18 protein-coding genes and 1 tRNA gene are annotated in these 22,008 nt (G+C 66.4%); 14 read left to right on the top strand and 5 right to left on the bottom strand.

The features are described from left to right. Positions 1–212 precede the first annotated feature (212 nt). From rpe to K7H93_RS05770, 9 genes are all read left to right on the top strand, one after another. The gene (gene rpe, locus K7H93_RS05810) at positions 213–878 is read left to right on the top strand and encodes a ribulose-phosphate 3-epimerase (protein ID WP_230782869.1); all 666 of its coding nucleotides are present in this window, start codon (positions 213–215) and stop codon (positions 876–878) included. Continuing rightward, positions 878–2,818, top strand: a complete 1,941-nt coding sequence (locus tag K7H93_RS05805; protein WP_230782868.1) for a heparinase II/III family protein — start codon at positions 878–880, stop codon at positions 2,816–2,818. The genes rpe and K7H93_RS05805 overlap by 1 nt, the downstream gene beginning before the upstream one ends. A 3-nt stretch (positions 2,819–2,821) precedes the next feature. After that, positions 2,822–4,411 carry a bifunctional phosphoribosylaminoimidazolecarboxamide formyltransferase/IMP cyclohydrolase gene (purH, locus tag K7H93_RS05800; RefSeq protein WP_230782867.1) on the top strand — a complete coding sequence of 530 codons (1,590 nt, stop codon included), beginning with the start codon at positions 2,822–2,824 and terminating at the stop codon, positions 4,409–4,411. A 257-nt stretch (positions 4,412–4,668) separates the two neighbouring features. After that, complete coding sequence (msrA, locus tag K7H93_RS05795) at positions 4,669–5,364, top strand: peptide-methionine (S)-S-oxide reductase MsrA (protein WP_230782866.1); 696 nt, start codon at positions 4,669–4,671, stop codon at positions 5,362–5,364. Between the two features lie 57 nt (positions 5,365–5,421). Beyond that, positions 5,422–5,892 (top strand): Fur family transcriptional regulator, encoded by a 471-nt coding sequence (locus tag K7H93_RS05790; RefSeq protein WP_230782865.1) that lies wholly within the window; start codon positions 5,422–5,424, stop codon positions 5,890–5,892. A gap of 67 nt (positions 5,893–5,959) precedes the next feature. Continuing rightward, positions 5,960–7,882, top strand: a complete 1,923-nt coding sequence (dxs, locus tag K7H93_RS05785) for a 1-deoxy-D-xylulose-5-phosphate synthase (RefSeq protein ID WP_230782864.1) — start codon at positions 5,960–5,962, stop codon at positions 7,880–7,882. A gap of 7 nt (positions 7,883–7,889) precedes the next feature. Continuing rightward, complete coding sequence (locus tag K7H93_RS05780; RefSeq protein WP_230782863.1) at positions 7,890–8,567, top strand: hypothetical protein; 678 nt, start codon at positions 7,890–7,892, stop codon at positions 8,565–8,567. A gap of 178 nt (positions 8,568–8,745) precedes the next feature. Further along, positions 8,746–11,322 carry an FG-GAP-like repeat-containing protein gene (locus K7H93_RS05775; protein ID WP_230782862.1) on the top strand — a complete coding sequence of 859 codons (2,577 nt, stop codon included), beginning with the start codon at positions 8,746–8,748 and terminating at the stop codon, positions 11,320–11,322. 63 nt (positions 11,323–11,385) lie between these two features. Continuing rightward, positions 11,386–12,183 (top strand): crotonase/enoyl-CoA hydratase family protein, encoded by a 798-nt coding sequence (locus K7H93_RS05770; RefSeq protein WP_230782861.1) that lies wholly within the window; start codon positions 11,386–11,388, stop codon positions 12,181–12,183. A gap of 18 nt (positions 12,184–12,201) precedes the next feature. Here K7H93_RS05770 and K7H93_RS05765 read toward each other — a convergent pair whose 3' ends face one another. The 5 genes from K7H93_RS05765 to K7H93_RS05745 are packed head-to-tail and all read right to left on the bottom strand — an operon-like array spanning position 12,202 to position 18,022. Further along, positions 12,202–12,870, bottom strand: a complete 669-nt coding sequence (locus K7H93_RS05765) for an NnrU family protein (protein WP_230782860.1) — start codon at positions 12,868–12,870, stop codon at positions 12,202–12,204. Positions 12,871–12,897: 27 nt separating this feature from the next. Continuing rightward, positions 12,898–13,377, bottom strand: coding sequence for an FKBP-type peptidyl-prolyl cis-trans isomerase (locus K7H93_RS05760; RefSeq protein ID WP_230782859.1), 480 nt, complete (start codon positions 13,375–13,377; stop codon positions 12,898–12,900). Further along, entirely contained in the window at positions 13,374–14,756 is a 1,383-nt protein-coding gene (locus K7H93_RS05755; RefSeq protein WP_230782858.1) for an amidohydrolase family protein, read from the bottom strand. Before K7H93_RS05755 ends, K7H93_RS05760 begins: the two co-directional genes overlap by 4 nt. Further along, complete coding sequence (locus K7H93_RS05750) at positions 14,753–16,141, bottom strand: amidohydrolase (RefSeq protein WP_230782857.1); 1,389 nt, start codon at positions 16,139–16,141, stop codon at positions 14,753–14,755. The genes K7H93_RS05755 and K7H93_RS05750 overlap by 4 nt, the downstream gene beginning before the upstream one ends. A gap of 21 nt (positions 16,142–16,162) precedes the next feature. Further along, positions 16,163–18,022 (bottom strand): peptide MFS transporter, encoded by a 1,860-nt coding sequence (locus tag K7H93_RS05745; RefSeq protein ID WP_054523409.1) that lies wholly within the window; start codon positions 18,020–18,022, stop codon positions 16,163–16,165. Positions 18,023–18,212: 190 nt separating this feature from the next. Here K7H93_RS05745 and K7H93_RS05740 point away from each other — a divergent pair, with 190 nt between their 5' ends. From K7H93_RS05740 to K7H93_RS05720, 5 genes are all read left to right on the top strand, one after another. Beyond that, positions 18,213–18,572, top strand: a complete 360-nt coding sequence (locus K7H93_RS05740; RefSeq protein WP_230782856.1) for a GntR family transcriptional regulator — start codon at positions 18,213–18,215, stop codon at positions 18,570–18,572. Positions 18,573–18,750: 178 nt separating this feature from the next. Continuing rightward, the gene (locus K7H93_RS05735; RefSeq protein WP_010233238.1) at positions 18,751–19,032 is read left to right on the top strand and encodes an integration host factor subunit beta; all 282 of its coding nucleotides are present in this window, start codon (positions 18,751–18,753) and stop codon (positions 19,030–19,032) included. A 78-nt stretch (positions 19,033–19,110) separates the two neighbouring features. Continuing rightward, positions 19,111–19,195, top strand: a tRNA-Leu gene (locus K7H93_RS05730). Positions 19,196–19,242: 47 nt separating this feature from the next. Beyond that, on the top strand, positions 19,243–20,295 hold the full coding sequence (locus K7H93_RS05725) for a PLP-dependent cysteine synthase family protein (RefSeq protein WP_230782855.1): 1,053 nt from the start codon (positions 19,243–19,245) through the stop codon (positions 20,293–20,295). Positions 20,296–20,383: 88 nt separating this feature from the next. After that, positions 20,384–21,997: an NAD(P)/FAD-dependent oxidoreductase gene (locus K7H93_RS05720; protein WP_230782854.1), complete on the top strand. Its 1,614-nt coding sequence runs from the start codon at positions 20,384–20,386 to the stop codon at positions 21,995–21,997. Positions 21,998–22,008 lie beyond the last annotated feature (11 nt).

Raw genomic sequence — 22,008 nt, 5'->3', positions numbered from 1 at the left:
GTGGGATTTGGGGCAATGGCGATCGCGTCGCAAGCCTGCCCGCTTTCCCTGTCCAATATCGGCAAGGCCGTGAATTGGCCATGAACTGCCTTATCCTTGCGGCATAACGACGACTCGCGGGGGAAAACGTGGTCGCTGCTGTCTCTTTCCGATTCGCCGCGCGCTAAGGGGAGCCGAAGCTCCCGCCTGTCATACAAGCCGATTTCGTCAAGATGACCGTACCGCTGATTGCCCCGTCCATCCTTTCCGCCGATTTCGCCCGGCTTGGGGAGGAGGTGCGCAGCGTCGACGCTGCAGGTGCGGACTGGATCCATATCGATGTGATGGACGGGCACTTCGTGCCCAACCTCACGATCGGCCCGGGCGTGGTGAAGGCGCTGCGCCCGCACAGCGACAAGCCGTTCGACGTGCACCTGATGGTCAGCCCGGTCGACCAGTGGCTGGAAGCCTTTGCCGACGCGGGTGCCGACCATATTACGATCCATCCCGAGGCCGGGCCGCACACGCATCGCACGCTGCAGACGATCCGTTCGCTGGGCAAGAAGGCGGGCGTGGTGCTCAACCCCGGCACGCCGGAAAGCGTGCTCGAATACCTGATCGACATGGTCGACCTGGTGCTGGTGATGAGCGTCAATCCAGGCTTCGGCGGGCAGAGTTTCATCGACAGCCAGCTGCGCAAGATCGAGGCGATCCGAAAGATGATCGACGCGACCGGGCGGGAGATCTGGCTGGAAGTCGATGGCGGAGTGGATGCTGAGACCGCGCCGCGCTGCGTCGCCGCCGGGGCCGATGTGCTGGTGGCGGGATCGGCGACATTCAGAGGCGGACCCGATCGCTACGCCGCCAATATCGAGAGACTGAAGGGCAGGGAGAGCTGATGGTCGAACGGGTGGGGCATGGTCCGGCAGGAAGCGCGCAGGACGACGCGCATGAAGAGGTGCCCGATCGCGAGGAACGCGCCGCGCGCCAGCTGATCATGACGCTGGCCGACAAGCCCGAGCCGACCGCGCTGAGCGCGCCGGAAGACCCGCCCGCTCCGCTCCCCATGGTATCAGCCGAAACCCCGCCCGCGTCTCGCGATATCCCGCAGGTTGAAGTTCTGGCCCCGTCGCGTGCGCTGGTTCCGCAGGAAATCGGCGCGCCGCGGGTGAGTGCGGGCGAGCGGCTGGTCCGCATGGCCTATGCAGCCGGCATCCGCGGGCGGCTGATCACCTCGCCCCTGTCGAAGCCTGCCAAGCGCCGCGTGCTCGCGACCGTCACGCCCCCGCTGCCGGGCGACCGGGCGGCAGGAATTGCGCTCAGGGCGGGGCATTTCCTGGTCCACGGGGTCAAGCTGCCGATCGCCCAGCTCGACTTCAAGAACGGCACCCGGATGGCCCCGCCGCTGGAGCGTGCGGTGCATTCCTATCTCTGGCTGCGCGATCTGGCCGGCTCCGGCGCGCGTCCGCAGGTCGAGGCGACCGCGCTGCGCATCCACCGCCTGTGGCTGGATGCCTTCGCCACGCCGGGCAAGGGCCATGCTTGGGAGGTCGAGGCGGCGGGCAGGCGGCTGCTTGCCTGGCTGGTCCACGCGCCGCTGATCCTGTCGAACAAGGCGGTGCGCGGGCGCACGCTGGCCGCGCTGGACAAGACGGCCGACTGGCTCGATTCCCATGTTACCAAGGCACCCGACCGGGAGGCCGAGATTCACGCCTGGGCCGGGCTGGTCGCCGCAGGGCTGCTGCTGCCAGAAGGCAAGCCGCGCCGCCTCTATGCCGAGGCCGGGCTGGCCCGCGCGCTGGGCGATTTCGTGGGCGAGGATGGCGGCGTGCAATCGCGCAGCCCGTTGTCGCAGATGGACATGCTCGAACTGCTGACTGAGCTGGCCGCCTGCTATCGCTCGATGAAGATCGAGCCGCCCAAGTTCGTCGGCGCGGTCTCCGAACTGCTGGTCCCGCCGCTGCTCGCGGTGGTTCACGGCGAGGGCGGGCTGGGCAACTGGCAGGGCGCGGGCGCCGTGGCCTCCGAACGGGTCAGCGAGCTGATCGGCGCGAGCGGGGTACGTACCCGCCCCCTGAAGGAGCCTCGCGGCTGGGGCTATCATCGGGCGCATGCGGGCAAGACGGTGCTGCAGTTCGATGCGGCCCCGCCGCCTCTGGCCCGCTACGCGCGGTGGGGCTGCGCCTCTACCCTCGCCTTCGAACTTTCGTCCGCAGGCCAGCGGCTGATCGTCAATTGCGGCGGCGCGGCGTGGGCCGGGGGGCAGGTGCCCGCGCGGATCGAGCAGGGTCTGCGCGCGACTGCGGCGCACTCCACGCTGGTTCTCGAAGACGTCAATTCGACCGCGATCCTGATCAAGGGCAAGCTCGGCGCGGGCGTGGGCGAGGTCGAGGTCGACCGGCGCACGGTCGGCGGCACGCGCGGCGGCGCGACCCGGATCGAGGCGACGCACGACGGCTATGCCGGGCGCTTCGGCCTCAATCACAAGCGCGTGCTGGTGCTGCGCGAGGATGGGACGGAGCTGGCCGGGGAAGACGTGCTGTTGCCCGCGAGCAAGCGCGGCAAGCGCGGCAAGGTGGGCTACGCGATCCGTTTCCACCTCGGCCCGGGGATCGTCGCGCGCCTTTCGCAGGACCGCAAGGGCGCAGGACTCGCACTGCCCGACGGTTCGCACTGGCAATTCCGCGTCGCGGGTGAATATACGGGCACGCTCTCGATCGAAGACAGCCTCTTCGTCGACGGACAGGGTCGCCCGCAGCCGATCCAGCAGCTCGTATTGCAGGGGATGGCTCCGCGCAGCGGCGGCAGCTTCGCCTGGCTGTTCAAGAAGATGGGATAACACGTGACTGACATCGCTATCCGCAGGGCTCTCCTTTCGGTTTCCGACAAGGAGGGATTGCCCCAGCTTGGCCGCGCCCTCGCCGACCGGGGCGTGGAGCTCGTATCGACCGGCGGCACCGCCAGGGCGCTGCGCGAAGCGGGGCTGGAGGTGCGCGATGTCTCCGACCTGACGGGCTTCCCCGAGATGATGGACGGGCGGGTAAAGACGCTCCACCCCAAGGTCCACGGCGGGCTGCTGGCGCTGCGCGACAACGAGGATCACGTCGCCTCGATGGAAGAGCACGAGATCGGCGCGATCGATCTGGTGGTGGTCAATCTCTACCCGTTCGAGGCGACCGTCGCGAAGGGCGCGGACCGGCCCGAGGTCATCGAGAATATCGATATCGGCGGTCCTTCGATGGTCCGCTCGGCAGCGAAGAACCACCAGTTCGTGACCATCCTCACCGATCCGGCGGATTATCCCACGCTGATCGCGGAACTGGAAAGCGGCAAGGGCGGCACCAGCCTCGATTTCCGGCGCAAGATGGCGGCCAAGGCCTTCGCCGCAACCGCCGCCTATGATGCGATGATCAGCCAGTGGTTCGCCTTTGCCGACCAGCAGCAGCAATTTCCCGACTACCTCTCGGTCGGTGGCAAGGCGCCCACCGTGCTGCGCTATGGCGAGAACCCGCACCAGCAGGCCGCGCTCTATACGCCGACCGGGCCGCACGCGCAGGGCATTGCGCAGGCCGAGCAGCTGCAGGGCAAGGAGCTGAGCTACAACAATTACAACGACGCCGACGCCGCGCTGGAACTGTGCGCGGAATTCGCCGGGCAGGAGCCCGCGGTGGTGATCGTCAAGCACGCCAACCCGTGCGGCGTGGCCCAGCGTGGCACGCTGATCGATGCGTGGAACGAAGCGCTCGCATGCGACAGCGTCTCGGCCTTCGGCGGGATCGTCGCAGTCAATCGCGAGCTCGACGGCGAGACCGCGCGCGCGATCTGCGAGATCTTCACCGAAGTCGTCATCGCGCCGAGCGTGAGCGACGAGGCGCGGGAGGCCTTTGCCAAGAAGAAGAACCTGCGCCTGCTGACCGTCGGCGACCTGCCCGATCCGCGGCGCGAGGGGCTCAGCGTCAAGCCGATCACCGGCGGGCTGCTGGTGCAGAGCCGCGACAACGCGACCATTTCGACCGATGATCTGAAACTCGTGACGAGGCGCGAACCGACGCAGCAGGAGCTGAAGGACTGCCTGTTCGCATGGACCGTCGCGCGCCACGTCAAGTCCAACGCGATCGTCTATGCCAAGGACGGCGCGACCGCCGGGATCGGCGCGGGCCAGATGAACCGCCGCGATTCGAGCCGCATCGCCGCGATCAAGGCCGCCGAGGCCGCCGAGAAATACGGCTGGGCAGAGCCGCGCACGGTCGGCAGTGCAGTCGCCTCCGATGCGTTCTTCCCCTTCGCCGACGGCCTGCTGGCCGCAGCCGAGGCAGGCGCGACCGCGATCATCCAGCCGGGTGGTTCGATGCGCGACCAGGAAGTGATCGACGCCGCGAACGAGGCCGGCTTGGCGATGGTTTTCACCGGAATGCGCCACTTCCGCCACTGATATGGCAGCGGCGGGCATGCCTCGTCCTAGGTCTTGCACGGTTAGCCGTAGCTGTTCGTCGAATTCACCGCGACGACAGGGATGCATCCCTACATCCATTGCTCACGTAGCTATTGAGACACACGAACGAGCAGTCCCATGAAGTTCTTCAGTTCCGACCTTTTCCGCAATTTCGGCATCGGCTTTGGCCTTGGTGCCGTCGCATTGCTGGCAACCCGCTTCGGCGGGGTAGAAGGCCTCGCGCTGGGGCTCTTCTGATGGCCGCGCGCCGCCCCGGCCTTGCCTCCGGCATGCTCGGCCTGCTGCTTGCAGGATCGCTCGCGCTGGCCGGGTGCGGGCAGGCGATGGCGGCGGAAAACCACGTCCGCGCGCCGATAGCCCAGACCAAGGCGAAGGAAAGCGGGCTCAAGACCGCGATCTTCGCAGGCGGATGCTTCTGGGGTGTCGAGGCGGTGTTCAGCCACGTCAAAGGCGTGAAGAGCGCGGTTGCCGGCTATCACGGCGGGACCGAGCGGCAGGCGAGTTACAAGCTCGTCTCCAGTGGGGTGACCGACCATGTCGAGGCGGTGAAGATCACCTATGATCCCTCGCAGATCCGTTACGACCAGCTGCTGCGGATCTTCTTCTCGGTGGTCGCGGACCCGACTCTGCGCAACCGGCAGGGGCCGGATCGCGGATCGCAGTACAATGCAGAGGTAATACCGACCTCGGCCGAACAGTTGCGCGTGGCCAAGGCCTATCTTGCACAAATGAAACGCTCCGGCGTGTGGGACAAGCCGATCGTGACCGATATCGTGCGCGCGCAGGCGTTCTATCCGGCGGAGGACTATCACCAGAACTTCGCGCTCAAGAACCCGCGCCACGGCTATATCGTTCGCTGGGATGCGCCCAAGGTCGCCGCGCTCAAGGAATTCTATCCGGCGGTCTACCGCGCCAGCTTCCTGAAGGATTGAAGCGGCCCCGCACGCGCGAACTGGAAAGGCGCTCCGGGGCACGCTATCTAGTCAGCCATGGCTACTGCACACCGACACACGCACAAGGAACACGAGGGCGAGGCCCTTGCCGAGGCCGCGAAACGCTCGCTCGAAGAACAGGGCGAACGCTGGACGGGTATGCGCGCCGAAGTGTTCGAGGAACTGGCCAAGCATACCCGGCCCGTCTCGGCCTACGACATCGCCGAAAACCTCAGCAATCAGCGCGGCAGCCGGGTCGCGCCCAACAGCGTCTATCGCATTCTCGACATCTTCGTGCGCGGCAACCTCGCCAACCGGATCGAGAGCGCAAACGCCTTCCTCGTCAACTCGCACCCCGGGTGCCGGCACGACTGCATCTTCCTGATCTGCGACGATTGCGGCGCGGCGGATCATATCGACGATGACCGGGTCACCGGCGCCTTGCGCGAAGCGGGCCGCGATGCGGGCTATTCCGACGTGCGCCCGGTGATCGAGCTGCGCGGCCTGTGCGCCGAATGCAGCCGCTGAAACGTCGATCCGGACACGAAGCGCTTTGAATCGACAAGCCGAAAGAGGGAGTCTAGACATGGACGTCATGTCTGAACGTCCCGAAACGCCCCTGCTCGACCAGGTCAATCTTCCCGCCGACCTCCGGAAACTTGAGCGTGGCAAGCTGCGCCAGCTGGCCGACGAATTGCGCACCGAAATGATCGATGCGGTCGGTACCACCGGCGGGCACTTGGGCTCCGGCCTCGGCGTGGTCGAGCTGACCGTGGCGATCCATTACATCTTCAACACGCCCGAAGACCGTCTGATCTGGGACGTGGGCCACCAGTGCTACCCGCACAAGATCCTGACCGGGCGGCGCGATCGCATCCGCACGCTGCGTCAGGGCGGCGGCCTGTCGGGCTTCACCAAGCGCTCCGAGAGCGAATACGACCCGTTCGGCGCGGCGCACAGCTCTACTTCGATCAGCGCGGGCATCGGCTTTGCCATGGCCAACAAGCTGCAGGACAAGCCGGGCCGCGCGATCGCGGTGATCGGCGATGGCGCGATGAGCGCCGGCATGGCCTACGAGGCGATGAACAATGCCGAACAGGCGGGCAATCGCCTCGTGGTGATCCTCAACGATAACGACATGTCGATCGCCCCGCCTGTGGGCGGCCTGTCCGCCTATCTGGCGCGCGTCGTATCGAGCGGCGAATATCTCGGCCTGCGCAGCCTTGCCTCCAAGGTCGCCAAGAAGATGCACCGCCGGATTCACTCCTCGCTCGGCAAGGCGGAGGAGTTCACCCGCGGCATGGTGACCGGCGGGACCCTGTTCGAGGAACTGGGCTTCTACTACGTCGGGCCGATCGACGGGCACAATCTCGACCACCTGATCCCGGTGCTGGAGAACGTGCGCGACAGCGATCAGGGCCCGGTGCTGATCCACGTCGTGACCGAGAAGGGCAAGGGCTACAAGTTCGCCGAACAGGCGTCCGACAAGTATCACGGCGTCTCCAAGTTCGACGTCATCACCGGCGAACAGAAGAAATCGTCGGGCGGGCCGCCCAACTACCAGAACGTGTTCGGCGAAACGCTCGCCAAGCTGGCCGAGACCGACAAGCGGATCGTCGCGATCACCGCCGCCATGCCGAGCGGAACGGGCGTCGACAAATTCGCCAAGGCGCACCCGGAGCGCACCTTTGACGTCGGCATTGCCGAACAGCACGGGGTGACCTTTGCCGCCGGCCTCGCCGCGCAGGGCATGCGGCCGTTCGCGGCGATCTATTCGACCTTCCTCCAGCGCGCCTACGACCAGGTGGTCCACGACGTGGCGATCCAGAACCTGCCGGTGCGCTTCGCGATCGACCGCGCGGGGCTGGTCGGCGCGGATGGTGCGACCCATGCGGGCAGCTTCGACGTCACCTATCTCGCCACGCTGCCCAACATGGTGGTGATGGCCGCCGCCGACGAGGCGGAGCTGGCGCACATGACCTACACCGCCGCCGAATACGACGACGGCCCCATCGCCTTCCGCTACCCGCGCGGCGCGGGCACGGGCGTCGAGATTCCCGAGAAGCTGGAAAAGCTGGAGATCGGCAAGGGCCGCATCGTCAAGGAAGGCAGCAAGGTCGCGATCCTTTCGCTCGGCACGCGTCTGGGCGAAGCGCTCGACGCGGCGGAGCAGCTGGAGGCACGCGGCCTGTCGACCACGGTAGCGGACATGCGCTTCGCCAAGCCGCTCGACACCGCGCTGATCGAGAAGGCGATGCGCGATCACGATGTCGTGGTGACGATCGAGGAGGCCGCGATCGGCGGGCTCGGCGCGCATGTGCTGACCTTCGCCAGCGATTCCGGCCTGCTCGACGAAGGGCTGAAAGTGCGCACCATGCGCCTGCCCGATATCTTCCAGGATCAGGACGATCCCAAGAAGCAGTACGACGAGGCCGGGCTCAATGCCGCGAACATCCTCGATACCGTGCTGGCTGCGCTGCGCCACAATTCGGCAGGGGTCGAAGAGGCGAGGGCCTAGAGCGCGAATGGTGGCGGCACCCGGCGAACTGACCGACCGGGAGCGCGCCATCCTCGGCCTGCTGGCCGAAGGGCACACCGTCAAAAGCGCGATCGCGCATACCGGCGATAGCGAAGCGGCGGCCAACGAGCTGCTGCGCAGCGCCCGGCGCAAGCTGGGCGTGGGCAGCAGCCGCGAGGCCGCGCGGATCTATGCCGCCCAGAAAAATCGTGACGAGATTTCCGTGATCGACGGGGCCGCCCCGCGGCGGTCAGGACCATGGCCGTTCATCACAGGAGGCATCATCGTGGCACTGACCGTACTCATCATACTCATGGCGTCCGGCGCCCTGTCGACGGGTGGCAAGCCTGCGGCTTCTGGCTCGACCGCGCCGCAAGTCGTATCGAGCAGCCCGGCCGACGGCGGGGTCGTCGAACCCGGACCTTTCACGCTGTCGGTCACGTTCGATCGCGAAATGCAGCGCGACAGCTTCAGCTTCGCGAGCGGCCCGGAGAACGCGCCGCCGCAGTGCGATGGCAAGGTTCGGGCGTCCGACGACGGGCGGACCTTCTCGATGGAGTGTGTCGCCGCACCCGGACAGCGATATGTGATCTGGGCCAATCACGGCAGCTTCATGAATTTCCGCTCTGCCGAAACGGGCATGCCGGCCATGCCGTACCGGATCGCATTTTCGTCCACGCGCTGAGCTTGCCCACGACGCTGTCGGGGCCATCACCCGGCGGGGAGGCGAACGGGCGAGGGCGCAGGCCGGCCTTGCGTCCCTGCCGAAAAGACGAGGCGGGCTAGCGACTTATATCTGACCGAACTTTGCTGTAGAAGGCGGGCAGCCTTGCGCTGCCAGGCGCCTCCGGGGAGATGGTTTGATGAGTGATATCCAGTATATTATCGAGGATGGTTCGCGGACTCTGGTGCCCACGCCGCCGCCGCCCGATGCCAATTATACCTACGACATCGGAGATCGCTTCCAGCTGGCCATGCCGGACGGCGGAACGGTCGTCTTCTATGAGCTCACCCGCTCGCGCAACGAATCGTCCGACGTCCTTCACACGCTCTATGTGCAGCGCTTCGATGCCGCGGGGAATGCGGTCGGCTCTCCTGTGCAGGCTGGCAACGCAGCGTCACCGACGTTCACCGGATTCTACGGGCTTACCGGTGTCGCGTTCGAGGATGGCAGCTTCGCGTTCCAGACGTCGCAACTGAGCGGCTATCCGCGCTACATCTTCGACTTCGCGCCCGATGGCACGTTCCTGAACCAGTATCCGTGGCCGGAGTTCGCCTCCGATATCACGGACATGATCCGGCTCCCTGATGGCTCGCTGCAGGTCTATTACGACTATCTCCAGCGGACCGAGCAGGGCGTGGAAACGCGCGACGTACGGGTCGCGATTCTCGATGATGGAACCACCACCACCCTCAACCTTGTTGCCGATCCTGCGGGCGATCAGCGTTCGGTGCGGGCGGCGGAACTGGGCAGCGGCAGCCTTGTGATCTGGCAAGATGCCGGTCCCGAAGGCGGCAACGGCACCTTCAATCTGGTCGGTGAGCGCGTCGATGCCTTGGGCCAGCGGATCGGCACCAGCTTTACGATCGCAACCTCGACCAGCGGTTTTCAGAGCGACGTCTTCGCCCTGGCCGATGGCAACGCGGCAGTCGTCTGGGGTGATGGCGGGGATCTGCATGTCCGCCACTACGGAACCGATGGACAGCCGGTCGGAACCGAGGTCGTTGTTCCCGACGTGTCGGGCGGAAGCGTGACGGTGCTGCCCGACGGAACGATCGTCTGGTCCCGCCCGGAGGATGCGGAGACCGACCGCGCGATCATCCAGCTCTTCGATCCCTCCGGCAATGCCCTGGGCGACCCGTTCTATGCCGCCGAGCAGACCGAAGGGCAGCTTCTGCAGTATAATGCTGAGACCGGTCAGCTGTTCATCAACAGCGGCTTCCCGGCGGTGAATACGCAATATGTCTACGACCTTCCCGACCGCTTCTTCGGTACCGCCAACCCGGACACGCTGACCGGCGGTGACGGGCGCGACATCCTGCTCGGCTATGAGGGCGACGATATCCTCTCCGGCCTGCTCGGCGCTGATCAGATCGACGGCGGCGCGGGGAACGACCAGATCTTCGGCGGTGGCGGCAACGATCGGCTTTGGGGCGAAGCGGGCAACGACCTGCTCGTTGGCGGTCTGGGCGATGACGAGATCTTCGGCGGCACCGGCACCGATGTGGCCCGCTTCAGCGGCAACCGCGGCGAGTACTCGATCGAGCGTCTGAGTGACGGGCGGGTCCGGATCACCGGCGCGGATGGCGTCGATACGCTGTCCGATGTGGAGCGTGCGCAGTTCGACGACGGCACGATCAATATCGGCCTGTTCGGCGATCCGACGCTGGCGATCGCCAGCTTCGGCTATTCGGACGCCGGCGGCGGCTGGGTCAACAACACCATCTATCCGCGCACCGCAGCGGACGTGAACGGAGACGGGCGCGCCGATCTGATCGGCTTCGGATCGGCAGGCGTGTACGTCGCGCTGGCCACTGGCAATGGCAATTTCGCTGCGCCCACTCTGGCCTATCAGGGCTTCGGCGCGGCCGATGAAGCCGGTGGCTGGACGGACGCCAATCGCTATCCGCGCATGCTTGCCGACGTGAACGGCGACGGGAATGCCGACATCGTCGGTTTCGGGGCAGCCGGCACCTATGTCGCGCTGGCCGATGGCAATGGCGGCTTCGGTGCTACGCTGCTCGCAACGGCCAATTTCGGGACCAACAGCGAAGCCGGCGGCTGGGTCAACGCGGATCGTTATCCGCGCGTCATGGGCGATGTGAATGGCGATGGCCGGGCCGATATCGTCGGCTTTGCTGCCAATGGCACCTACGTCGCGCTCGGTCAGGCGAACGGAACCTTCGGCGAATACTTCCTCGGCATCGACGCCTTCGGCGAATCGCCCAGCGCAGGCGGCTTCACCAGCAATGATCGCTATCCGCGCACCGTGGCGGACGTGAACGGCGATGGTCGTGCCGATCTCGTCGGCTTCGGGTCGGCGGGTGCCTTCGTCGCGCTGGGCGAGACGGACGGCACCTTCGGCGACTACTTCCTCGCGACCAATGCATTCGGCACCGCCGCGAGCGCGGGGGGGTGGTCCAGCGACGACCTCTTGCCGCGCGAGGTCGCCGATGTGAACGGCGACGGACGGGCGGACATCGTCGGGTTCGGCCGTGATGGCGTCTACGTTGCCTATGGCCAGAGCGATGGCACCTTCGGCGCGTGGGAGCAGGCGCTCGAAGCATTCGGTTCGAGCGATAGTGCGGGCGGGTGGAGCAGCAATGATCGCTTCCCGCGCATCGTCGCCGATGTCGACGGCGATGGCCACGCAGACCTGATCGGGTTCGGCGCCGACGGCACCTTCGTATCGCTGAGCAACGACATCGGGGTGTTCTAGCGGACGCGAGCGCGCTTCGGCGTAGCGGTTTACGAACCGGCGGACGGCACGCTAGGCAGGCGCATGTCCGTTCTCGACCATAGCGCCACCGGCGCAATCGCCACACTGACCCTCACCCGGCCGGAGAGCATGAATGCTCTCGGCCAGGCGGGGGACGGCGAGGCCTTTGCGGCCGCCTGCGACGCGATCAATGCCGACAGCACCATCCGCTGCGCGATCCTGACCGGCGCGGGGCGCGCGTTCAGCGCGGGCGGCGATGTGAAGGCGATGCAGAACCGCACCGGCAATTTCGCCGGATCGCCGGTGACCATCGCCGACGGCTATCGCGACAATATCCACCGCATCCTGCGCGCGCTGCACGGCCTGCGCGTTCCGCTGATCGCGGCGATTAACGGCCCGGCTATCGGCCTCGGCTGCGATCTCGCCTGCCTCGCCGACATGCGCATCGCGAGCAGCAGCGCGAAGTTCGGCGTGACCTTCCTCAAGCTAGGCCTGGTGCCCGGCGACGGCGGAACCTGGCTGCTCCCGCGCGTGATCGGCGATGCGCGCGCGGCGGAGCTGTTCTTCACCGGGGATGTGATCGACGCGGCCACCGCGCAGGAATGGGGTCTGGTCAGCCGGGTGGTCGAACCCGACGCGCTGATGGACGATGCGCAGACGCTCGCCGCCAAGGTCGCCGCCATGCCGCCTGCCGCGCTGCGCCAGACCAAGATGCTGCTGCGCCAGTCGCGCGGATTGAGCTACGACGGCGCGCTCGAACTCGCGGCCAATACGCAGGGGCTGATGCACCACACCGCGGATCACGCGGAAGGCGTCGCCGCGCTGCTGGAAAAGCGCGGGGCCGATTTCAGGGGCGAGTAGTTCTTGCTCGCGGGGCGCTCAGACCCAGCGCCACACGCCTGCATCCATCGTGTGCCACCAGGTCGCGCCCAGCCAGATTGCGATACCGCCGATCCACGGCACGATCCCGACAGAGAAGATGCGGCCTAGGCGGGGCCAGTAGCTGGTCTTTGCCTCCCACTGCCGCCACGCATCGCCCATCAGAAGCTCTTTCTTGCGGTCCTGCAGGCGTGCGCCGACCAGCGCGAGCACACCGATGGCGAGGGCGACCACCACGGTGCGCGATGTCGGTGCGGCGATCAGGTGCGCGAACGCCCACAGGCCGAAGCCCCACATCATCGGGTGGCGGGTGACCTTGAAGACGCCCGACGGCGCCTGCAGCGCGGCTTTCTCCGCGCCCGGAGCGGGCAGGGCCGGGTTGCCGATCAGCGAACCCGCGAACAGCACCAGCGCCAGCAGCGTGACGATGCTCGCCGCGATCCACACGCCGTCGCCATACCCGCCCCATAGCGGCGCGCCCGCAGGCGTGGCGACGAAGGCGAAATACATCCACGCCATCGTAGCCGCGCTGACCAGCGAATAGGCGATCATGAAGCCGCCATCGCCCAGCAGCCGGACCATCGATGCGCGAAGCGGGTGCGACATCGCGAAATGCGTGCCGACGAAGGCGATGCTTGCGGCTATCAGCGAAATCAGCGGGTCGACCATCACAATCCCTCCCTCGCGCCAATGCGGCTATTCGATACCGAGCAATTCCACCTTGAAGACCAGCGTCGCGTTGCCCGGGATCGGGCCCTTGCCGATCGGGCCATAGGCCAGATCCGCCGGGGTGTAGAGTTCGATCGTATCGCCCACGCCCATCTGCGGAATCGCGAGCTGCCACGCCTTCACCAGCCGGCCGAGCGGGAAGGTCGCGGGTTCGCCCCGGTCGTAGGAACTGTCGAACTGCGTCCCGTCGAGGAGACGCCCGGCATAGTGCACGGTGACCGTATCCTCGACCGTCGGCTTCGGCCCGCTGCCGTCCCCGGCGAGGCGACGCCACTTGAGCCCGCCGGGCAACACCTGCCAGCCATCCTCCGCCTTCAGCTCGGCAATCGCCGCCTGCTGACGGTTGTGCCAAGCGAGGTCGTGCGCGGGCTGGTCGGTCGTAGCGTCATCCTGCGCAATAGCCGCGCAGGGAAGCGCCAGCGCCGCAAGGGCGAGCGCGAACCTCACCAGTCGTAAGCCTGCGGCAGATCAGCCTCGTTCAGGTCGCGATAGCGTTCGCGCAGGCCCGACTGGTGGGTGTCGGTCGGCTGGCGCACGCCGTCGATGAACACCGCTTCGGGCACCGTGCCCACCTCCAGCGGGTCGCCATCCCAGATCACCACATCGGCGGCGGCATTGCTGGTGAGCGTGCCCAGACGCCCGCCGAAGCCGGAAATGCGCGCCGGGATCGAGGTGATCGTCGCCAGCGCCTCGCCCCAGGTCAGGCCTGTTGCTCCGGGCACCCGCGACAGCGCGACGAGGTTGCCCGCATACTGGCGCGCGTTGCGCGGCTGTTCGCCGGTCCCGCCGCTCATCCGCCCGATCGCGACGGTGACGCCTGCATCGCGCATCCGCCCGATATTGCTCTGCGTCGCGGCGAGCTGGTCGAACCCGGTCGGCAGATCGTCGAGCGGGTCGGCGATCACCGGCACATTGGCGGCGGCGATCTCGTTCGCGACCAGCCAGCCCTCGCTCGCGCCGAGGATGACGAGGTCGAGCCGGGGGAAGGCCCGCTTCAGCCTGATCGCCTCGCGAATGTCCGAAGCGCGCTCTGCCACCACGTAGAGCGGCTGCTCGCCGCGGACGACCGGGACCAGTGCCGCCGCATCGAAGCGGGTAAGCAGCACGTCGCCCGCCCGCTCGCTGTCGCGGCCCGAGAGGCGCGGGTCGAGCGGAACGTCGTCACCGAAGCTGGTGTCCGAAGGCCTCGCGGTCGCGGCACCGATGGCGGCGCGATCGCCGTAGGACTGCGCCTCGCGCAGGGCATTGCGCAGCAGCGCATGCGCGCTGGTGCGGCTGCCGCCCGAAATGCGTGCGCCGTTTTCGCCCAGATCGACCAGCTGGAAGGCACGAGGACGGGTGACCATCTCCGGATCGGCACCCAGATCGATCACCGCACCCTGGCCACCGAAGATCGAGGCGGAGGGGCGGGTGGAAACGCTCGCCCGGGTGATCCCGTCGGCCCGCGCGACCATCACGTCCTGCGAATTGGGGTTGAGCGCGGTCGACGCGTCAAGCGCGGCGCTGAAGGGCGAATTGCCCGCCGCAGTATCATTGCTCTCGCTCACACCGTCGACATCGGACAGGCCGAGATCGGTGACTGCGGAGAAGATCCCCGGGGTCACCCACTTGCCGGTGCCGTCGATCACCTCTCCGCCCGCAGGCACGCTGACGCCCGCGCCCGCGGCGACGATCCGTCCGTTGCGGACCACCACGGTGGCGTTCTCGACCGGTTCGGAACCGTCGCCGGTGGCGACCGTGGCGTTGGTGATGGTGAAGTCCTGCGCTGTGGCAGGGGCAACCAGAGCAAGCGCGGCGGCGCTGCCCAGCAGAGCGAGGCGGATCATTTGACGTCTCCCGCACCGGGCTGGCCGAGTTCGAAATCGCTCACCGGGCGACGGCTGCGATCGAGCGCATCATAGAGCAGCGCGCCATCGATCCAGACCTTTTCTGGCCGTGAATAGACGCTCAGCGGGTCGCCGTTCCACAGCACCACATCGGCCATTTTGCCGGGTTCGAGGCTGCCGGTCATTCTGTCGATGCCCATCGCCTTGGCCGCGTTGAGCGTGAACCAGCCGACCACGTCGGCATCGGGAATGTCGAGCCCCATGCGCCGCCCGGCGGCCTGCGCCTTGGCGGCTTCCTGGTTCAGGCGCTGGATGCCGTTCTCGTCGTCCGAGTGGATCACCACGCAGGCACCCGACTTCCACAGCAGCGCCGCGTTCTCGCGGATGCCATCGTAGCTTTCCATCTTGAAGCCGTACCAGTCGGCCCAGATCGCGCTGCACACGTCGTTTTCGCGCAGCAGATCGGCGATCTTGTAGCTTTCGACCGCGTGGTGGAAGGCGGTGACCTTGTAGCCCATCTCCTTGGCCATATCCATCACCAGCGCCATCTCGTCCGCGCGGTAGCAGTGGTTGTGGATCAGGATGTCACCGTCGAGAACGCCTGCCAGCGTCTCCTTGGCGAGGTCGCGCTTGGAGCGGTCGCCCGCGGCATAGGCGCGCGCGTCGAGCCACATCTGCCGGTTGACCGCGAAGTTGCCCATCCGGGTGGAGGGCATCCGTCCACGGCTGCCATAGACGCGTTTGGGGTTCTCCCCGCAGGCCATCTTCATGCCGTAGGGCGCGCCGGGGAACTTCATCCCCTGCACGGTGCGCGAGGCGACGTTCTTCAGCGTGACCGAGCGGCCGCCGGTGAGGTTGGCGGAGCCGGGCAGGATCTGCAGCGCGGTGACCCCGCCATTGGCGAGCGCGCGGCTGAAGCCCGGGTCCTGCGGCCAGACCGAATGTTCGGCCCAGACTTCGGGCGTGGTCGGGCTGGTCGCCTCGTTCCCGTCGCTATGCGCCTGCACGGAGGGCGTGGGATAGTCGCCGAGGTGCGAGTGGATGTCGATCACACCGGGGGTCACGAACTTGCCGGTGCCGTCGATCACGTCGTAGCCGTCGGTCGGCAGCCCGGTGCCCACCTCAACCACTTCGCCATCGCGGAACAGCACGGTCGCATTGTCGAACCGGTTGCCCGCCCCGTCGAACACGGTCGCGCCGACCAGCGCGGTGGGCCGCCCCGGATAGCGCTGGTAGGTGGAGGCGTAGGGAGTGCCCCCGTCCGCACCGACCGACGGCGAGGCGGCGGACGCGCTGCGCGTCTCGCCCCCCGTGCCGCCGTCCATTCCCGTACAGGCCCCCAGCGCGAGTGCGCAGGCGGTTGCGATCAGTGTCCGTGTGCGCATCGTTCCCCCCTCTGCGCCGACTTAGTGGGAAGGCCGCGTGGTCGGGTGGATACCCGCACCCTGCGCCTCGCCCGGCCCTTCGCGCTGGCCTTCCAGATCGTCGCCGACGTCGTCGTCGGTCAGCGTATCCAGATGCATCAGCTTCTTCACCAGCGGGCTGACCAACACGACAAAGGCACCGATGCCGGCTGCCACCAGGCCCATGCTCCAGTACACGTCGAGTGCGCCCTGACGGGTGATCTCGCCGCCTTCGCCGCCTTCGCCCATCAGCGTACCCATGAAGCCTGCCACGTAGTTGCCCCCGGCGGTGCCGAAGAAGAACGCGGCCATCATCAGGCTGGCCATGTGGCGCACCGAAAGGCGGTTGATCGCCGACAGGCCGACCGGGCTGAGGCAGAGCTCACCCGTGGTCGAGAGCAGGTAGAACAGGAAGATGAACAGCACCGGCACCAGCGCCGCACCCGCGGCGTTCGCACCCCAGACCAGCACCACGAAGGCGAGGCCCATCTGCACGATGCCCAGTCCCATTTTTGCGTAGGTGTTGGGTTCCCAGCCCCGCTTGCCGAGGAACTGCCACAGCGCCGCGAAAATCGGGCCGAGCAGGATGATGTAGATCGGGTTGATCGACTGGAACAGCGAGGTCGGCACGCCCTGGCGATCGACGAAGCGATCGGTGAAGAGGTTCACCGAACCGCCTGCCTGCTCGAACAGGCCCCAGAACAACGGCATCAGCAGGATGATGAAGATCATCGCGAAGACGCGATCGCGCGCATCGTTGCGCGATTTGCCCGCTTCCATGATGCAGGCCGCGACGACCAGCAGCAGGCCGATCGCGCCGCCGATACCGCCGATGACATAGCCAGCATCGCCCATGATCCACAGGACCGCCGCGGTCACGAGGAGGACGACCACACCGCCGAAGAAGACCGGCTTGGTCGATCCTGCGCTGATGCCACCGGTATTGTCTTCGAGACGGTAGAGTGCCTGCTGCAGCACGTAGCCGAGCAGCAAGATTCCCGAAGCCAGCAGGATCCAGCCGACCGCTTCCTGGAACTGGATGAGCGCCCAGATGATCGCCACGCCAACGAGGCCGACAATGTACAGCACCCATTCCAGCTTGATGCCAGCAACCTTGCTCGCGAGCTTTTGGATCGAGGGAGGTTCGCCCTGGCCGCGAAGCAGCGGCTTGCCGAGGACGAACACGACGAGGCCCAGCAGCATGCCGATACCCGCCGCGCCGAAGCCGTAGGCCCAGCCGATCGTTTCACCCAGGTAACCCGCGATAATCGTACCGGCGGCCGCGCCGAGGTTAATCCCGATGTAGAAGATCGTGTAGGCCGAGTCGCGGCGCACGTCGGTGCGCGGATAGAGCTGACCGACGATCACCGAGATATTGGCCTTCAGGAAGCCCGATCCGACAATGATCAGCGCCAGCGCCAGCCAGAAGATGTTGAGCGCGGGATCGTTGGCATAGCCCGACCCATCGCCCTCGAACGCCATGAAGAAGTGCCCCGCCGTCAGCAGGACGGCGCCGTACAGCACGGCCTTGCGCTGACCGAGATACTTGTCGGCGAGCCAGCCGCCGAGCACCGGGGTGATGTAGACGAGGCTGGTATAGGCCCCGTAGATCAGGCTCGCTCCGCCATCGGAATAGAGCCAGTGCTTGACGAGATAGAGCACCAGCAGGGCGCGCATGCCGTAATAGGAGAAACGCTCCCACATCTCGGCGAAGAACAGAACGTAGAGGCCCTTGGGATGTCCGAGGACCTCTTCTTTGGGCCTGGTGATGGCAAGCGCGCCCACCACCAGAAACGCTGTCAGGATTACGGCAGCGATCGCGGCGATCCAGTCGCCCTCGTTCCACAAAGCCATGTCTTTCATGTAGTTGCTTCCCCGAAGAATCTGTCGGGCCGCCTCTTCTCCGGCCCATTATGGCGCGCACCCTAGCGTGCAAAACCGCCGTGTGAAGCCCAAGTGACGCCTGCATGTCTGATTCTGCGCTGAACAAGCGCGCGGCGCGCGGCGCGCAGGAACCTTGACCCGACCCGCTGTGTTATGTCACTGAACCACCATGGCGAACACCGGCCCCACCTCCCAGCGACCCGTCTATCTGCGTTTGCGCGATCTGATCGCGGCAAACATCCTGGACGGGGTGTTCGCGGAAGGGGAGATGCTTCCCTCGGTCCGCGCCTTTGCGGCGGAGCATGGTGCCAACCCGCTGACCGTGGCCAAGGCCTTCCAGCAATTCCAGACCGATGGCCTGATCGCGGTGCGCCGCGGGGTCGGCATGTATGTGCGCGAGGGCGCGGCGGCGAAACTGCGCGCGGCGGAGCGCAAGGGCTTCCTGCAGGACGAATGGCCCGCGATCCGCGAGCGGCTCGACCGGCTGGGCCTGTCCGCGCGCGAACTGCTGGACTCTGCCGACGCCTGACCGGCCATGGGCCCGACGTGCCCTTCGTCGGACTAAAATTCACATTTATCATGTTGGTGCATTGCAAAATCGGACCGGTTTTGCCACGAAGGCCCGACATTAGGGTCATCGTATTGAAGAGCCGGGACGCATTCGCGGGTGAACCGGCCGGGCACGCTTTAGACGGGAGGCGCGAGGCATGATCAGATCCGAGCTTTTGCAGAAGCTTGCGCAGGACAACCCCGAATTGCGCGCTCAGGAAGTCGAGCAGGTCGTCGACATCTTCTTCGAGGAGATCGCCCAGCGTCTGGCCGAGGGCGGACGGATCGAACTGCGCGGTTTCGGCGCCTTCTCCACCCGTGAACGCGAAGCGCGCACCGGGCGCAACCCGCGCACCGGCGAAGCGGTCGACGTGCCGGCCAAGCGCGTGCCCTATTTCAAGCCCGGCAAGGAAATGCGCAACGCGCTCAATCCGGACTGATCGCCCGGACCTCGCCCGAGACGCATCGGGCGCTCGCCATAACAGCAAAACACGGCTATTCGCGCCCGCTCCGGCTGCGCGGGTGTGGCGGAATGGTAGACGCCGGGGACTTAAAATCCCCTGTCCTCTGGACGTGTGGGTTCGAGTCCCACCACCCGCACCATTGCCGAGGCCTTGCCCTCGCCATGCGCATGCCGCACAGGCGCGCGCATGACCCGGGAAACATGGCTCAACCGCGCAATCCGCCTGATCGAAGCGGACTACAACCGCTCCTCCGATACGCACCTGATCCGTGTGCCGCTGCCGCATTGCCGGGGGATCGAGCTTTATCTGAAAGACGAAAGCTCGCACCCCACGGGCAGCCTCAAGCACCGGCTCGCCCGGTCGCTGTTCCTCTACGGGCTGTGCAACGGTTGGATCGGCGAGGGCACCACGCTGATCGAAGCGTCCTCGGGCTCGACCGCGGTCTCCGAAGCCTATTTCGCCAAACTGCTCGACCTGCCGTTCATCGCGGTGGTGCCTGCTAGTACCGCCGAGGCGAAGCTGGAGCAGATCCGGTTCTACGGCGGGCAGATTCATCCGGTCGAAGATCCGGGCATGGTCTACGCGGAATCGGAGCGGCTCGCGGCGGAGACCGGCGGGCATTACCTCGACCAGTTCACCTACGCCGAGCGGGCGACCGACTGGCGCGGCAACAACAACATCGCGCAAAGCATCTTCTCGCAGATGAGCGAGGAGGATCATCCCGATCCCACGTGGATCGTGTGCGGCGCGGGCACCGGCGGCACGTCGGCCACGCTGGGCCGCTATATCCGGTATCAGCGCCGCCCGACGCAGCTGTGCGTCGCCGATCCCGCAGGCTCGGTCTTCCATCGCCACTACGCCGACCGCGCGGTCGAGACGCTGGACGGTCGCTGCGAATGCCGGATCGAGGGGATCGGGCGGGCGCGGGTCGAACCCAGCTTCGAGCCGGGCGTGATCGACCGGATGATCGCGGTTCAGGATGCCGACTCGATCGGCGCGATGTTCGCCCTGTCGAAGACGCTGGGCCGCAAGGTCGGCGGATCGACCGGCACCAACCTGTTCGCCTGCCTTCAGCTGATCGAGGAAATGGCCTCCGCCGGGCAGACCGGCAGCATCGTCACGCTGCTGTGCGACGACGGCGCACGCTACGCCTCGACCTATTACAGTGAGGAATGGCTGGCCGAATGGGGCGGAAACTGGCGCCCTGCCTATGATCGGATGCTCGAAATTCTCGAATAGCGTGGCCGCGCGGCCAGGGCTTTCGTTTACGGCTCCCTAACCAATTTCCTTCACTCCCCGGTCAAGCGAACCGCAACCGGGGGGTCTGATGACCGAAGCGAACCGACCAGCTCTCAATGTCCCGTCAATCGATGTAGACGTGGCTATCATCGGTGCAGGCCCCGCAGGGCTCACCGCAGGCTACCTGCTGACCAAGGCGGGCAAGAGCGTGGCCATCATCGAGAAGGACCAGACCTACGTGGGCGGCATCAGCCGCACCGTGGAGCATGAGGGCTATCGCTTCGATATCGGCGGGCACCGGTTCTTCTCCAAGTCGCAGCAGGTCGTCGACCTGTGGAACGAGATACTGCCCGACGACTTCATCGAGCGCCCGCGGATGAGCCGCATCTATTACGAGGGCAAGTTCTACTCCTACCCGCTGCGCGCGTTCGAGGCGCTGCGTAACCTCGGCCTGTGGCGCTCGACCATGTGCATGGCCAGCTACCTGTGGGCGCGTGCCTTCCCCAACCGCGATGTGAAGAGCTTCGAGGACTGGACCACCAACCAGTTCGGCAAAAAGCTCTATTCGATCTTCTTCAAGACCTATACCGAGAAGGTGTGGGGCATGCCCTGCGACGAGATGAGCGCGGACTGGGCGGCGCAGCGGATCAAGGGGCTTTCGCTGATGGGCGCGGTGGTCGACGGGCTGAAGCGCAGCCTCGGCCTGAACAAGAAACCCAATGACGGGATGCAGGCCAAGACCCTGCTCGAAAGCTTCCGCTATCCGCGCCAGGGCCCGGGCATGATGTGGGAAGCCGCGCGCGACAAGATTATCGCCAGCGGGAGGGGGCAGGTCATTATGGGCCATGGCCTCGAACAGCTCGCCAGCGATGGCGAGGGCGGCTGGCGGATGAGCGCGGTGGGCAAGGACGGATCGAAGATCGTCGTCAACGCCGCCCACGCGATCAGCTCCGCGCCGATGCGCGAGCTTGGCGCGCGGCTGCATCCGCTGCCCGAGACCAGCTGGAACGGCAGCAATCTGCGCTACCGCGACTTCCTGACCGTCGCGCTGATGGTGGAGGGGGAAGACCTGTTCCCCGACAACTGGATCTACATTCACGACAGCAAGGTGAAGGTCGGCCGTGTGCAGAACTTCCGCAGCTGGTCGCCCGAGATGATCCCGGACGAAAAGATGGCCTGCGTCGGCCTCGAATATTTCTGCTTCGAAGGCGACGGGCTGTGGTCGATGGACGATGCCGACCTGATCGAGCTGGCGACCACCGAGATGAAGGTGCTCGGCCTGCTCGACCCGAAGAAGGTCAAGGGCGGCGCGGTCGTTCGGCAGGAAAAGGCCTATCCCGTCTATGACGAGGATTACGCCGCCAATGTCGCCGCGATGCGCGGCGAGCTGGAGGCGAAATATCCGACGCTTCACCTTGTCGGGCGCAACGGCATGCACCGCTACAACAACCAGGATCACGCGATGATGACCGCGATGCTGACGGTCGAGAACATCCTCGCCGGCGCGCGCGTCTACGACATCTGGTGCGTCAACGAGGATGCCGAATACCACGAAGCGGGCGACGAGGGCGCGGACAAGGCGCTGCCTGCCCGCGAATCCGTGACGACCGATCAGGCCGCCGCGCTCAACTCGATGCGCGACGTGCCGACCCGCATCGTCGAGGATGGCGAAAGCGACGCCGACAAGCGCCGCGCCGCCTGACGAGATACTGG

Source organism: Citromicrobium bathyomarinum (assembly GCF_021021475.1).
In the GTDB taxonomy this organism is placed as follows: Bacteria; Pseudomonadota; Alphaproteobacteria; order Sphingomonadales; family Sphingomonadaceae; genus Alteriqipengyuania; species Alteriqipengyuania bathyomarina.
Note: the sequence above shows the minus strand (reverse complement) of the source record. Positions and strands in the feature narration are given on the sequence as shown.

Coding starts and splice junctions, on each gene's coding strand:
- K7H93_RS05790 (WP_230782865.1), top strand. CDS start 5,422: ATGGCTACTGCACACCGACACACGCACAAGGAACACGAGGGCGAGGCC.
- rpe (WP_230782869.1), top strand. CDS start 213: ATGACCGTACCGCTGATTGCCCCGTCCATCCTTTCCGCCGATTTCGCC.
- K7H93_RS05765 (WP_230782860.1), bottom strand. CDS start 12,870: ATGGTCGACCCGCTGATTTCGCTGATAGCCGCAAGCATCGCCTTCGTC.
- K7H93_RS05750 (WP_230782857.1), bottom strand. CDS start 16,141: ATGCGCACACGGACACTGATCGCAACCGCCTGCGCACTCGCGCTGGGG.
- K7H93_RS05740 (WP_230782856.1), top strand. CDS start 18,213: ATGGCGAACACCGGCCCCACCTCCCAGCGACCCGTCTATCTGCGTTTG.
- dxs (WP_230782864.1), top strand. CDS start 5,960: ATGTCTGAACGTCCCGAAACGCCCCTGCTCGACCAGGTCAATCTTCCC.
- K7H93_RS05770 (WP_230782861.1), top strand. CDS start 11,386: ATGTCCGTTCTCGACCATAGCGCCACCGGCGCAATCGCCACACTGACC.
- K7H93_RS05745 (WP_054523409.1), bottom strand. CDS start 18,022: ATGAAAGACATGGCTTTGTGGAACGAGGGCGACTGGATCGCCGCGATC.
- K7H93_RS05780 (WP_230782863.1), top strand. CDS start 7,890: ATGGTGGCGGCACCCGGCGAACTGACCGACCGGGAGCGCGCCATCCTC.
- K7H93_RS05775 (WP_230782862.1), top strand. CDS start 8,746: ATGAGTGATATCCAGTATATTATCGAGGATGGTTCGCGGACTCTGGTG.
- K7H93_RS05720 (WP_230782854.1), top strand. CDS start 20,384: ATGACCGAAGCGAACCGACCAGCTCTCAATGTCCCGTCAATCGATGTA.
- msrA (WP_230782866.1), top strand. CDS start 4,669: ATGGCCGCGCGCCGCCCCGGCCTTGCCTCCGGCATGCTCGGCCTGCTG.
- K7H93_RS05805 (WP_230782868.1), top strand. CDS start 878: ATGGTCGAACGGGTGGGGCATGGTCCGGCAGGAAGCGCGCAGGACGAC.
- K7H93_RS05735 (WP_010233238.1), top strand. CDS start 18,751: ATGATCAGATCCGAGCTTTTGCAGAAGCTTGCGCAGGACAACCCCGAA.
- K7H93_RS05725 (WP_230782855.1), top strand. CDS start 19,243: ATGACCCGGGAAACATGGCTCAACCGCGCAATCCGCCTGATCGAAGCG.
- K7H93_RS05755 (WP_230782858.1), bottom strand. CDS start 14,756: ATGATCCGCCTCGCTCTGCTGGGCAGCGCCGCCGCGCTTGCTCTGGTT.